A 12,323-nucleotide genomic window follows, 5' to 3' on the forward strand; every position below is an offset into this window, starting at 1 on the left:
CCCGGCGTTACCGGACCGACATCACTCTGTGACTCGCAGGTCGGACGCGGGCCGGGCCTGCCAGGTCGTCCACAGCGGCCGGTAGCCGCACCGGTGCCAGAACGGTGCCGAGAGCGGATTAAGGGCGGCGTAGTGCAACAGCGTCACCGACACCTCGGCGGCGTCGAGCGCGGCGTGGGCCTGCCGCACCAGCGCAGCCCCCACGCCGGCGCCCCGCGCCCGGCCGGTCACCACCAGACAGGTCAGGTACGCCGCCGGCGCCGTCGACACCAGCGGGGCGACCCAGCCGGCCTGCTCCGGCGAGTCCAGCACCAGCAGCCCCGCCAGCTCCCCGTCCACCTCCGCCACCCAGGTCCACAGCGGATCCGCGGTGAGCCCTTCACGGAGCCGCTCGGCGATCCGGTCGGCGGTGGACGGGCGCTCGGTGGCGCTGCCGAACTGGGCATCCCACCGGACCTCTTCCAGCCACAACTGCCCGGCGACGGCGAGGTCGTCCTCGCGTACCCGCCGCACCTGCACCTCGCCGGATGTGGTGGGCATGCCGCGGCCCGCGGGCCGGGCGGCGATCACCAGCGACGGCGTCAACCCATGGCCTTGGAAGGTGCGGGTCATGACCGTGTCGCGACTGGGCCAGGTCACCGTGGCCTCGGTCTCCGGGTCACCGGCGCGCACCTGCCCGTGCACCCACCGGGCCCACTGGTCGAGCAGCGCGGACATCGCCGCCGCCGGGTCGGCCTGCCCGATCCGGGGCAACAGCCGGTACTGGCTGGCGGCACCCCAGGTAGCCAGCAACGAAGCCGGGTCGGGCAACTCATGCCGTAGCAACGCCGCCGCGCCCGGCGCCGCCAACGGCTCGTCGCCGGGCTGCTGCTCCGGCAGCGGGTGGGTGCTCGGCAGCAGCGGGTCGATCGTGGCGAGTCGCTGCTGGTGGAGCTGGATCACGTCAGTGATAGTGGAAGCGGTCATGCCCGCGGATGATAGTTGGCCGGGGCGACGCCAGTATGCTCACAACTGGTCGACCGCGGTGATCGTAAGCACCGCCTCGCCAGCGGCGTCGCTGCCGGCCAGGTCGACCTCGGCGCTGATGCCCCAGTCGTGGTCGCCCGCCGGGTCGTGCAGGATCTGCCGCACCCGCCACCGCCCCGGCTGTTCGTCGATGAGCAGCAGCGCCGGGCCGCGGGCGTCGGGGCCGGTGCCGATCTCGTCGTACTCGTCGAAGTAGGCCGCCAGCGCTTCCTCCCAACCGGCCGCGTCGAAGCCGGACTCGGCGTCCAACTCGCCCAGGTCGTACCAGCGGCGCAGCGCCGCCAGCTCCACCCGCCGGAACATCGCGTTGCGCACCAGCACCCGAAACGCCCGCCGGTTGGCGGTCACCGGCGGCGGCCCCTGCTCAGCTGGCCGGCCGGGGCGCACCTCGACCTGCTCGTCGGGGCTGCGCAGCTTCTCCCACTCGTCGAGCAGGCTGGAGTCGACCTGCCGGACCAGCTCACCCAACCACTCGATCAGATCGGCGAGGTCCTCGGTGCGGGCATCCTCGGGCACGGTCTGCCGCAGCGCCCGGTACGCGTCGGCCAGGTAGCGCAACACCAGCCCTTCGGCGCGGGCCAGCTGGTAGAAGCTGACGTACTCGGTGAAGGTCAGCGCCCGCTCAAACATGTCGCGCACGACCGCCTTGGGCGCCAGCTCATGGTCGGCCACCCACGGATGCCCCCGCCGATACAGCTCATACGCCTCGTCGAGCAGCTCGGCCAACGGCCGCGGATGGGTCACCTCCTCCAACAGCTCCATCCGCTGCTCGTACTCGATACCCTCGGCCTTCATGGCGGCGACCGCCTCACCCTTGGCCTTGTTGAGCTGCGCGGCGATCACCGGCCGGGGATTTTCCAGGGTGGCCTCGATGATCGAGACCACGTCCAGGGCGTAGCTGGGCGAATCCTGCCCGAGCAGCTCGATCGCGGCCAGCGCGAACGGCGACAGCGGCTGGTTGAGCGCGAAGTCGAGCGGCAGCTCGTCCACCAGCCGGACGGTGCGGCCCTGCTCGTCGGGCGTGGGCAGCTGCTCGATCACCTCGGCGGCGCGCAGCGCCCGGAAGATCGCGATCGCCCGCCGGATGTGCCGCCGCTGCGCGGGCCGGTCCTCATGGTTGTCGGTGAGCAACTTGCGCATCGCGGTGAAGGCGTCGCCGGGACGGCTGATCACCCCCAGCAGCATCGCGTGGGAGACGGTGAAGCTGGAGGTCAACGGCTCCGGGGCGGCGGTGGTCAGCCGCTCGAACGTGGGCCTGGCCCACGACACGTGACCTTCCGGCGCGTGCTTGCGCACCACCTTGCGGCGCTTCTTCGGATCATCCCCGGCCTTGGCCAGCGCCTTCTCGTTCGCCACCACATGCTCGGGTGCCTGCACCACCACGTTGCCGATGGTGTCGAACCCGGCCCGACCGGCGCGGCCCGCGATCTGATGGAACTCGCGCGCCTTCAGATGCCGGTTGCGCACCCCGTCGTACTTGGACAGGGCGGTGAACAGCACCGTACGGATCGGCACGTTGATGCCCACCCCGAGGGTGTCGGTGCCGCAGATCACCTTCAGCAGCCCGGCCTGCGCCAACGTCTCCACCAGCCGGCGGTAACGCGGCAGCATCCCGGCGTGGTGCACCCCGATACCGTGCCGCACCAACCGGGACAGGGTGCGACCGAACCCGGCGGAGAACCGGAAGTCGCCCAACGCCGCCGCGATCGCGTCCTTCTCCGCCCGCGTACACACGTTGACGCTCATCAGCGCCTGCGCTCGCTCGATCGCCGCCTGCTGGGTGAAGTGCACGACGTAGACCGGGGCCTGATCGGTGGCGAGTAACTCCTCCAGGGTCTCGTGCAACGGGGTGAGCACATACTGGAAGTGCAGCGGCACCGGCCGCTCGGCCGAGGTGACCACCGCGGTGGGCCGGCCGGTGCGGCGGGTGAGGTCTTTCTCGAACCGGCTCACGTCGCCGAGCGTGGCCGACATCAGCAGAAACTGCGCCTGCGGCAGCTCCAACAGCGGCACCTGCCACGCCCAACCCCGGTCGGGCTCGGCGTAGAAGTGAAACTCGTCCATGATCACCAGGCCGATGTCGGCGCTCTCGCCCTGCCGCAGCGCGATATTGGCCAGGATCTCGGCGGTGCAGCAGATGATCGGGGCGTCGTCGTTGACTCTGGCGTCGCCGGTGAGCATGCCGACGTTCTCCGGCCCGAAGATCTCACAGAGCGCGAAGAACTTCTCGCTGACCAGCGCCTTGATCGGGGCGGTGTAGAAGCTGACCTGGTTGCCGGCGAGCGCGGCGGCGTGGGCGCCGGTGGCGACCAGACTCTTGCCGGACCCGGTGGGGGTACCGAGGATCACGTTGGCCCCCGACACGATCTCGATCAGCGCCTCCTGCTGGGCGGGGTAGAGCTCCAACCCCTGCCCGGCGGCCCACTGCTCGATCGCCTCATAGACCGCATCCGGATCGCCGTTTTCCGGGACCCACATCACCGCTCCCGTATCCGACGAATCCACAGCCCGACTCCGGCGGCGGCGATGAAGATCAGCGCGGTGCAGATCAACGCTCTGATGATCAACTCCCACCTCCGGGGGTATACGCTACCCGGTCAGCCGGGAAAGGATCACCAGCCGGTTGCCGTCGGGGTCTTCGGCGTGGGCCGCCCGCTCACCCCAGGGCATATCCTGCGGCTCGCCGGTAATGGTGGCGCCGTGGCTGCGCAGCCGGGCCACCGCGGCGTCGCAGTCGTCGGCGTAGACGCACAGGTCGAGCCGTTGCTCCGGGCCCATCGGGGCAGCGGCGTCGGCGCCGACCCCCAGCTGACCGCCGGCCCCCAGCTCCAGACCGACATACTGCGGGTCACCCTCGGCGGGGAACCGGTAGGTCTCGGCGAACTCCAGCACCTCCTGGTAGAAAGCGGCCAGCCGGGGCAGGTCGCGAGTGGTCAGGATCGGGAACGCCTCGGTGAACATGTTCGCCTCCGTACGCCGTCTCGTCGCGCCCTCGCTCCGACAGCGCTGGAACGCTGCGCTCCCTCCAGTCTCGCTGCCGTCGCCCCTCTCCGTCTCCGGGCTCCGGGCTTCGTGCCCTGCCTACACCGGCCGACCCCCTCGAATGGAACCGGGCATTTCCGGGCATACAGGCTTGCCTTGCCGCCAGCGCAGGCGGATGCGACTCTGCTGGCTGAATCGGGTCACTTGATCATCAGGCATCGTCGCAGCTCAGGTGGTGCTGCGGGAGCGTTTGCTTTGCTTACGCATACGCCATCGGTCGGGCTGTCGGGCTGCAAGATCGGCGGGCAGGTCGTCTCACCCGACTGAGGCGAAAGAGGGCTACGATGGCCGTTACTTGGCCGCCCGAGCAGCACGAAACGGGCATAGCTGAACATAAGTTAGGCTGCGGAGTTCAAGATCGCTAAAACTCTGCAGGTTTCACATGCCCTCTTTCATCCACCTACGGGCGGTCCCGCCAGGGGCCATGTATTTCTTGGTGGGTTGAGTGGCGCGCGGTTTGTCGGTATGGACCTGGTTTGTCGCCGTAGTGGATCACCACTCAACCGACCAAGCGGCCGATGGGTGTTGACGGCCGGACGCAAAGGCTGCTGACAAGCCCGTGACCTGGTACAGACTTCCGTCCACGTTCTTGCGGTCACTGCCCTGCACGTTCTGCTGTGACTAGGCTGGGTCCGGCGTGGACGATACCCGGGCCGCCACTTAACCTACCGGGCGAGTTGAGCGGCGCTCCCTGCCCAACCCCGACATGGTTGGGCAGGGAGGGATCTTGTATACGGGAATATCCGACTTTTCCGTACGCAAGATCCCTCCCTGCCCAACCATGTCGGAAATGCCGTGGTCTCGCGGCCGTGCGGCGGCCGAGTTGGGGTGTCGAGCCGAAGATCCAATGAGTGGACCCCGGCCAGGACGCCAACCCAGCGGCTCCCGTCGCCGCCTTCTGCGCTCGTGGCGAGGAAGTCGTCCATCGCCCGAGCGCGCGGCGCCAGCAGCGGCACCAACTCCCGCCGCTGCGCTCCATCCAACCCGTACGCGTCGACGAAGACTCGCATCCGGTGGCCGGCGGCGCGGCGGCGCCACTCCCGCTGTGCCATCAGCGGCACGAAACCGTGCAGGGCGTAGGAGATGTCCCACAGCCGGGAGCCGGGCGCGGCGGTGTCCCAGTCGATGAAGACCCACCGGTCGCCGGCTACCAGATTCCAGGGCGCCAGGTCGTGGTGGACGATCAGCTCGTTGCGGTCGGCCGGGATCAAGACCTGCCACTGCGCGTCGGGTGGCGGCCGGAAGCTCGCCGCGGCGTCATGCAGTCGGCGGATCACCTGCGCCACCCGGACCAGCGCGGCGTCCGGGGCGAGCAGGTCGAACCGGTCGGGCCACGGCACCACCCCGGCGGCGAAAGTCAGCACCTCCCGCCCCTGTTCGTCAATGCCCAACGGGCGGGGAGCGCCGTCGAATCCGGCATCGCGCAGGTGTCGCAGCAGGGCGTGCACCGCCGGTGTGTGCGCCCCGGCGGGTCGGCGTACCGTGTCGCCGACCCGCACCACCCCATCACTGACGTTGCCGCCCTTGAGCGGCTCTGGCTGCGCGGGGTCGGGACTCATGAGTCTTGTGCCCCGCTGCTGGGCGCCTCGTCGCCCAGCAGCGGAAACAGTCGGACGATCGCGGCGACCGGGGCGGTACCTCCGGGACGGGTGGCCGGTTGGCTCCGGTCGCGGTAGCGACCCAGCGCCGACCGGATGGTGTCGGCCAGTTCGGTCAGCTCGGTCGGGCTGAGGTGCACCACCTCGCTGAAGGCCTCGTCGTTGCGCCAAGCGGCCGGGGCGGCGGTGCGCGCCGCCCGCCAACGCTGGTAACTCTCGTCCTCCAAGCTGCGGGCAAGCTCCTCGTCCACCGGTTCCCCGTCGACCGGTGGTTCCCCGCCCACTGGCTTGGGTCGGTCCTGCCAGCGCAGCCGCCACGGTCGAACCCGCCCGCGGCCGGCGGGCGCCTCCTCGATCAACCCGTGGCTGGCCAGCTGCCGCAGGTGGAAGGAGCACAGCCCGGAGCTGTAGCCGAGCCGGCGGGCGGCGTCGGTGGCGGTGAGGGTGCCGGTCTGCGCCAGCAGGTCCAGCAACGCCACCCGCACCGGATGCTCGGGCAACGGCCGGCGGGCGGGCCTGCCGGCCGTTGCGGCGGCACCGGGCGGAACGGGGGAGGAGTCAGGGTCGGCCACTTTGCAAAGTCTGCTACTTTGCAAAGTGCCCGTCAACCCGGGGCGTCAGCCGACGGAGACCCGAACGCCCCCAGCCGCCAGGAGGACCCGATGGCGATACCCGATGACCCGCCGACGACCCCCGACCACCGGGTCTGGGTGCAGGGGCAACCGGTCAGCGACTATCCGCGGCTGCCGCCGGAGGCGACCCGGGGCACTGTCCGCCGCATCACTGTGGTCGGCGAGGACGTCCTGCACCGCCGCTGCCAACCGGTCACCGAGTTCGGCACCGACGAACTCGCCACACTGATCGACGACATGTTCGCCACCATGTACGCCGCTGAAGGCGTCGGGCTGGCCGCCAACCAGGTCGGCGTCGACCTGCAACTATTCGTCTACGACTGCGCCGACGAGCAAGGGGTGCGCCACGTCGGACACATCGCCAACCCGGCGCTCGACGACCTACCCGCCCCCGACCGCACCCTTGAGGACGGCTCCGAGGGCTGCCTGTCGGTGCCCGGGCCCTACCGCACCGTCTCCCGCCCCGACCGGGCCGTGGTCCGCGGCGTCGACCAACACGGCGCCCCGATGGTTCTGGAGGGCACCGGCTACTTCGCCCGCTGCCTGCAGCACGAGACCGACCACCTGTTCGGCCGGCTCTACATCGACCGGCTCGCCGCCAAAGAACGCCGCAGCGCCCTACGTGAGATGGCCGAACAACAGGAGCAGATCTTCACCCGCCGCGCGCGCCGCGCCGACAACCTGCGCCGCGCGGCCGACGCTCACGCCGCCGACGCGGAGGATTGAGGCCTGCGCCAGAACTGCCGCGGCGCGTACCCGTCGCGACGCAGCCAGTGCTCGGTGTAGACGATCCGGTCCGCCTCGATCACCACCAGCGGCCCGGTCGGTGGCTCAGCCAGCGACCGGGAACGCTCCACATGATCGGACTGCCAGCGGAACGCTGCCCAGTAGTGGTCGAAGTCGGGTTCGCCGGTGGCCAACACCCGCGCCTGGCCGAACAGTTGCGCCCCGCGGCTGCTGGCCTGACCGACCAGCGGCGCGAACACCCCCACCGAAACCCGCGGGTCAGCGGCGAGATTGGCCATCTTCGGCGACCGTGGGTCGGCGGTGAACATCACCGCGAAGTCGAGGTGGTAGTAGCGCACCGGGGTGGCGAGCGGGCCGTCCGGGCCGACCGTGGCGAGCACACACATGTTCTGCGACGAAAGCAGGTTCAGGATCCGTTCGGCCAGCCGCTCGGACGGCAGGCGGCGGGTCGGGGCGGGGCCGGCGAGCCAAGGGTTGGTGACAGGCATGGGGCAGTGTGCCACGTGTGCCCCGTCGTCCCGGACCGGGTCGGCTCAGACCCCGTGCCCGACCACCTGCCGGACCGTCCCCTCGGCCAGCCGGTACGACAACCCCAGCACCCCGCAGCGGCCATCGGCGACCCGCTCGGCGATCATCGACGACCGGCGCAGGATCAGCTCGCTGGTGTAGCGGATGTGTTCCTCCACCGCCTGCTGCGGATCGGTCGACGCCTCCTCGCGGACCGCCAACACGCTGAGCATCACCCGCTCCACCACCTCCCGGATGTACCCGTCCGGGGCGGTGCCCTGCTGCACCGCCGTCAGCGCCGCGCCGACCGCGCCGCACGAGTCGTGCCCCAACACCACCACCAGCGGCGCGCCCAGCACCGAGACGCCGTACTCGATGCTGCCCAGCACCTCGGAGCCGGCCACATGACCAGCGGTGCGGACCACGAACAGGTCACCGAGGCCCTGATCGAAGATGATCTCGGCGGCGAGCCGGGAATCGGAACACCCGAACAGCACCGCGAACGGCCGCTGCGCCGGCGCCACCGCGGCCCGGTCCTCGGCGCCCTGGTGCGGATGCTGCAGCTGCCCGGAGACGAACCGCTGGTTGCCCTCGAAGAGCATCGCCGCGGCCTCGGCCGGGGTGGGGGAAGTCGGGGTGGTCGTCACGAGGGTGATTATGACCGACGCGCTGAGATACCGTGCAGACCATGCCCATGTCACAGGGAGAGTACGTACGGTCGCCCAACCGGTTCGACGAGCGGATCACCGCCGACGGGTCGACTCGCTGGCCGGTCGAGGCCGGCCGTTACCGGCTGGCGGTCAGCCTGGCCTGCCCCTGGGCACACCGCTCGCTGATCGCCCGCCGGCTGCTGGGGCTGGAGCCGGCGATCTCGGTGGCGGTGGCCGACCCGATCCAGGACGAACGCAGCTGGCGGTTCACCCTCGACCCGGACGACCGCGACCCGGTGCTGGGGATCACCTACCTCGCCGAGGCATACCACGCCGCCGACCCGGACTATGACGGCGGCATCAGCGTCCCGGCGATCATCGACGTCCCCAGCGGCGAGCTGGTCAGCAACGACTACCCGCAGATCACCCTCGACCTCGCCACCGAGTGGACCGCCCACCATCGCCCCGGCGCCCCAGACCTGTATCCCAAGCCACTACGGGACGACATCGACGAGATCAACAAGGCGGTCTTCGCCGACGTCAACAACGGCGTCTACCGGGCCGGGTTCGCCGGTAAGCAGGAGGTCTACGAGCGGGCCTACCACCGGCTCTTCGCCCGGCTCGACGCGCTGGAGGAACGGTTGACCGACCAGCGTTACCTGGTCGGCGACACCATCACCGAGGCCGACATCCGGCTCTACACCACACTCGCGCGCTTCGACGCGGTCTACCACAGCCACTTCAAGTGCAACCGCAACAAGCTCACCGAGTTCCCGGCCCTGTGGGGCTACGCCCGCGACCTCTACCAGACCCCGGGCTTCGGCGACACCACCGACTTCGACCACATCAAGCGGCACTACTACCAGGTCCACACCAACCTGAACCCGAGCCAGATCGTGCCGCTCGGCCCCGACCCGGACACCTGGCTGACCCCACACGGCCGCGAACAGCTCGGCGGCCGCCCGTTCGGCGACGGCACCCCACCGGTGCCCACCGCCGATCAGCCCGTGGCCACCGAGGTGACCAACCGGTGACACGGGCGGGTCCCGGCCAGTAAGCTGTGACGGCGCCCTCGACGAGCGGAAGGAGGTGGGAGCGATGGTCAGGACAACTGTGACGTGCTCCCACCAGGTGACGAGGGCGCCGAGGGTCTGACGGGGGCACGACCGACCCTGGAAGGACCTTCCCATGACCGACCTGGTCATCCGCCCGCTCACCGCGGGCGAAGAAGAACTCTTCGAATCACTGCCCGACCCTGGCCTGGTCGGCTTCGCCGCCTTCGGCGACACCTACGCCGCCATGGCCCGCGCTGGACAGTACCGGCCCGAGTGGACCTGGGTGGCGCTGCGGGCCGGTGTCGTGGTCGCCCGTGCCGCCTGGTGGGGCAGCGAAACTGACACCGCACCGCAGGTCCTGGACTGGTTCGACTTCACCGACCCGGCGGCGGCGGTGGCGCTGCTGCAGACCGCACCGCTGCGCAGTCAATACACCCTGAAGCTGCCAGTGGGCTGGCGCGACCACCCGGCGGTACGCCACGCAGCCGAATCCCGGCTCGCCGCCGCCGCGGCCGGCCTGTCACCGCTGGTGGAGCGTTACCGCTACCGCTGGACCCGACAGTGTGGGGTGCCGGAGCGCCCCGGCCGGCTCCAGTTCCGCCCCGAACCCGACGACACCCGCATCTTCGAACTGTTCCGCCGGGTCAACCAAGGCAGCCTCGACGCCCAGGTGCGGCGCACCGTCGCCGAATCCGGCCTGGACGCCTCGGCACAGCAGGAGCTTGACCATCTACGCTGGATGCCCAGCCCGCGCGAGTGGTGGCGGCTCGCGTACACCCCGGCCGGTGAGCTAGTCGGCCTGAGCGTCCCGAGTCGCAACCCGAACGATCCGGTCATCGGGTATATCGGGGTAGTACCGGAGCACCGGGGCCACGGATACGCCTACGACCTGCTGGTGGAGGCCACCCACCTGCTCGCCGAGCAGGGCGTCGACCGCATCGTGGCCGGCACCGACCAGACCAACCTCCCGATGGCCGCGACCTTCGCCCGCGCCGGCTACCCGATCGTCCAGGAACGCATCGACCTCATCTAGCCGGGTGGGTGGGGGTCGTCGCGGTCGGCGTACAGATCACCCAGTTTGAGCGCCGGGTCGCGGTGCAGCGCGTGCCGCGCCCGGTCGTACCGCCGGGTGGTACGCGTGTCGGCGTGACCCATCGCGTCCTGCACGTCCTCCAACGGCACCCCCAACTCCCGGGCGTTGGTGGCGAAGGCGTGCCGCAGCGAGTGGGGCGACAGCCGCCGCGCCGACGGCAGGGCAGCCGCGACCGCGAGCCGCCGGATCAGCCGGAACGCGGCCGGCTCGTCGAGCCGGCCGACCGTGCCGTCCCGGCCGCTGGTGGCGAACAGCGGCCCGGTCAGCTCATCGGGTCGGCACTTCCCGCGCTCGGCGCGGGCCGCGAGGTACTCGTCGAGCGCCTCCAGCACGTGCGGTGACAGCGGACGTTCCCGCTGCTTGCCGCCCTTGCCGAAGTAGCGCAGGGTGCGCCGGCCCCGGTTGTAGGACAGCGCCGTCAGCTCCAACGCCAGCGCCTCACCGACCCGTAGGCCCAGGTCCGCCAACAGCCGCAGCAGCGCCCGGTCCCGCAGCGCGGCCAACCGGCGCCGCGGCGACTGGTCGGCGGCCTCCTGTGCGTTACGGTCGGCCGCCCGCAGCAGGTCACGCACCTCCTCGGTACTCAGCCCGACGGTCGTCGACGCGTCCCGGTCCACCTTGGGTCGGCGTACCCCACTGACCGGGTTGGTGACGACCTCGCCGTCGCTGTTGGCCACCAGGTACTGGTACCAGCTGGACAGTGCGGCGAGTCGGCGGTGGACGCTGGCGGCGGTCGGGGCGGGGCCCGTGGCCGGTTGGGCCAGCTCGACGCGGTAACGACCCACGTCGACCGGCCGGACCGTGCGTGGGTCGAGCCGTTCCCGCTGGCACCACGCCAGGAAGTCGGCCAGATCCCGGAAGTAGGCCCGCTGGGTGTGGACGGCGTAGTCAGCCAACCAGGCTGCGGTCAGCGCCGCCACCCCATAGCGTTCCTGGCCGGCGGCCGGGGGGAGCGCAGGTAGGGCGGCGACGGCCGCGGCGAGCGTGGCGGCGTCGGGGGAGGGGAGAGGGGCAAGCTCACTCACCCGCTTAGTGGATCATGTGGGTGTCACGGTGGGGCAGCGGCGGGTGCGTTGCCGTCACCCATCCGCCGGCGGCTTCTTCGATGCCTGCTCAACCTCGTCGCCGAGGCTGAGCAGCAGGGTACGCAGGGTCGCCGCGAGTTCGTCCTGCTGCTGGTGGTCCAGCGCGGCGAGGATGCGCCGTTCGTTGGCCACGTGGGCTGCCACGGCCCGATCGATGAGTTCGCGTCCGGCCGGCGTGAGCGCGACCAGCACGCTTCGGCGGTTGGCCGGGTCGACCTCGCGCGTGATGTACCCCTTGGCGACCAGCCGGTCCAGCCGGTTGGTGACCGCGCCTGAGGTCACCAACGTGAAGCGGGCCAGCGCGCCGGCGGTCATGCCCGCGTCCGGGCTGGCGCGCCCTGGGGCACCACCTACCTGGTCACCACCGAGCTCCTCCCACCCGGCCATCCGCTGGTCTCGGCCGTGATCCGCGCATTGCCGGCCGGGCTGATCCTGCTCGCCATCACCCGCCAACTGCCCCGCCGCGCAGCTCCCGCCGCAGGCCGTCCGCGATCTGACCCGCACCCCCGCGACCACCAAAGGAGATTGAGCATGCCCCGCACCGTACTGATTACCGGAGCCACCGGAACCGTCTCTGCCGCCCTGCTGCGGGCGCTGCGGGGGACCGACCTGACGCTTCGCGCCCTGGTCCGCGACGAGTCCCGCGCCGAGCAGCTAGCCGGCCGGGTCGCCGAGGTCGTTTTCGGGGATCTTGATGACCCACGGTCCCTGCCCCGGCCTTCCAGGGCGTACAGGAGCTGTGGCTGCTCACTCCGAACAGCCCGCGGGCCCCGGAGAACCACCTGAACGCGGTGTGGGCGGCCAGGCAGGCCGGAGCGGAACGCATCGTGCGTCTCTCCGCGGTCGGCGCCGCACCCGACGCGCCGACCCGCAGCGCCACCACGGGCG

13 protein-coding genes are annotated in these 12,323 nt (G+C 70.8%); 4 read left to right on the forward strand and 9 right to left on the reverse strand.

Translation table 11 applies throughout. The annotated features are described in order from the left end of the window. Positions 1 to 21: 21 nt before the first annotated feature. The 5 genes from JQS43_RS13015 to JQS43_RS13035 form a co-directional block, all read right to left on the reverse strand. Positions 22 to 966 carry a GNAT family N-acetyltransferase gene (locus JQS43_RS13015; RefSeq protein ID WP_239674659.1) on the reverse strand — a complete coding sequence of 315 codons (945 nt, stop codon included), beginning with the start codon at positions 964 to 966 and terminating at the stop codon, positions 22 to 24. Between the two features lie 39 nt (positions 967 to 1,005). Next, complete coding sequence (locus JQS43_RS13020) at positions 1,006 to 3,504, reverse strand: DEAD/DEAH box helicase (protein ID WP_239674660.1); 2,499 nt, start codon at positions 3,502 to 3,504, stop codon at positions 1,006 to 1,008. A gap of 111 nt (positions 3,505 to 3,615) precedes the next feature. Further along, positions 3,616 to 3,987, reverse strand: a complete 372-nt coding sequence (locus JQS43_RS13025; protein ID WP_239674661.1) for a VOC family protein — start codon at positions 3,985 to 3,987, stop codon at positions 3,616 to 3,618. A 746-nt stretch (positions 3,988 to 4,733) separates the two neighbouring features. Further along, positions 4,734 to 5,627, reverse strand: coding sequence for a phosphotransferase (locus tag JQS43_RS13030; protein ID WP_239674662.1), 894 nt, complete (start codon positions 5,625 to 5,627; stop codon positions 4,734 to 4,736). Then, the gene (locus tag JQS43_RS13035; RefSeq protein ID WP_239674663.1) at positions 5,624 to 6,238 is read right to left on the reverse strand and encodes a winged helix-turn-helix domain-containing protein; all 615 of its coding nucleotides are present in this window, start codon (positions 6,236 to 6,238) and stop codon (positions 5,624 to 5,626) included. Before JQS43_RS13035 ends, JQS43_RS13030 begins: the two co-directional genes overlap by 4 nt. A gap of 171 nt (positions 6,239 to 6,409) precedes the next feature. Between JQS43_RS13035 and def the strand changes: the two genes are divergently transcribed. Further along, complete coding sequence (gene def / locus JQS43_RS13040) at positions 6,410 to 7,024, forward strand: peptide deformylase (RefSeq protein WP_420847703.1); 615 nt, start codon at positions 6,410 to 6,412, stop codon at positions 7,022 to 7,024. Here the strand turns inward: def and JQS43_RS13045 are convergent. Beyond that, positions 7,000 to 7,533: a pyridoxamine 5'-phosphate oxidase family protein gene (locus tag JQS43_RS13045; RefSeq protein ID WP_239674665.1), complete on the reverse strand. Its 534-nt coding sequence runs from the start codon at positions 7,531 to 7,533 to the stop codon at positions 7,000 to 7,002. The two genes, def and JQS43_RS13045, sit on opposite strands and share 25 nt — an antisense overlap. Positions 7,534 to 7,578: 45 nt before the next feature. Next, entirely contained in the window at positions 7,579 to 8,199 is a 621-nt protein-coding gene (locus JQS43_RS13050) for a carbonic anhydrase (protein ID WP_275580886.1), read from the reverse strand. A 41-nt stretch (positions 8,200 to 8,240) separates the two neighbouring features. Here JQS43_RS13050 and JQS43_RS13055 point away from each other — a divergent pair, with 41 nt between their 5' ends. Next, positions 8,241 to 9,236 carry a glutathione S-transferase family protein gene (locus JQS43_RS13055; RefSeq protein ID WP_338037115.1) on the forward strand — a complete coding sequence of 332 codons (996 nt, stop codon included), beginning with the start codon at positions 8,241 to 8,243 and terminating at the stop codon, positions 9,234 to 9,236. 154 nt (positions 9,237 to 9,390) lie between these two features. Next, the gene (locus JQS43_RS13060) at positions 9,391 to 10,290 is read left to right on the forward strand and encodes a GNAT family N-acetyltransferase (protein ID WP_239674666.1); all 900 of its coding nucleotides are present in this window, start codon (positions 9,391 to 9,393) and stop codon (positions 10,288 to 10,290) included. Here the strand turns inward: JQS43_RS13060 and JQS43_RS13065 are convergent. Together JQS43_RS13065 and JQS43_RS13070 are read right to left on the reverse strand one after the other, a co-directional pair. Then, positions 10,287 to 11,270, reverse strand: coding sequence for a tyrosine-type recombinase/integrase (locus JQS43_RS13065; RefSeq protein WP_420847704.1), 984 nt, complete (start codon positions 11,268 to 11,270; stop codon positions 10,287 to 10,289). The two genes, JQS43_RS13060 and JQS43_RS13065, sit on opposite strands and share 4 nt — an antisense overlap. Before the next feature lie 159 nt (positions 11,271 to 11,429). Further along, positions 11,430 to 11,939, reverse strand: coding sequence for a MarR family winged helix-turn-helix transcriptional regulator (locus JQS43_RS13070; protein WP_420847584.1), 510 nt, complete (start codon positions 11,937 to 11,939; stop codon positions 11,430 to 11,432). Between the two features lie 27 nt (positions 11,940 to 11,966). Between JQS43_RS13070 and JQS43_RS26310 the strand changes: the two genes are divergently transcribed. After that, positions 11,967 to 12,221, forward strand: coding sequence for an NmrA family NAD(P)-binding protein (locus JQS43_RS26310; RefSeq protein WP_420847585.1), 255 nt, complete (start codon positions 11,967 to 11,969; stop codon positions 12,219 to 12,221). Positions 12,222 to 12,323: the final 102 nt, after the last annotated feature.

Source organism: Natronosporangium hydrolyticum, from assembly GCF_016925615.1.
GTDB classification, from domain to species: domain Bacteria; phylum Actinomycetota; class Actinomycetes; order Mycobacteriales; family Micromonosporaceae; genus Natronosporangium; species Natronosporangium hydrolyticum.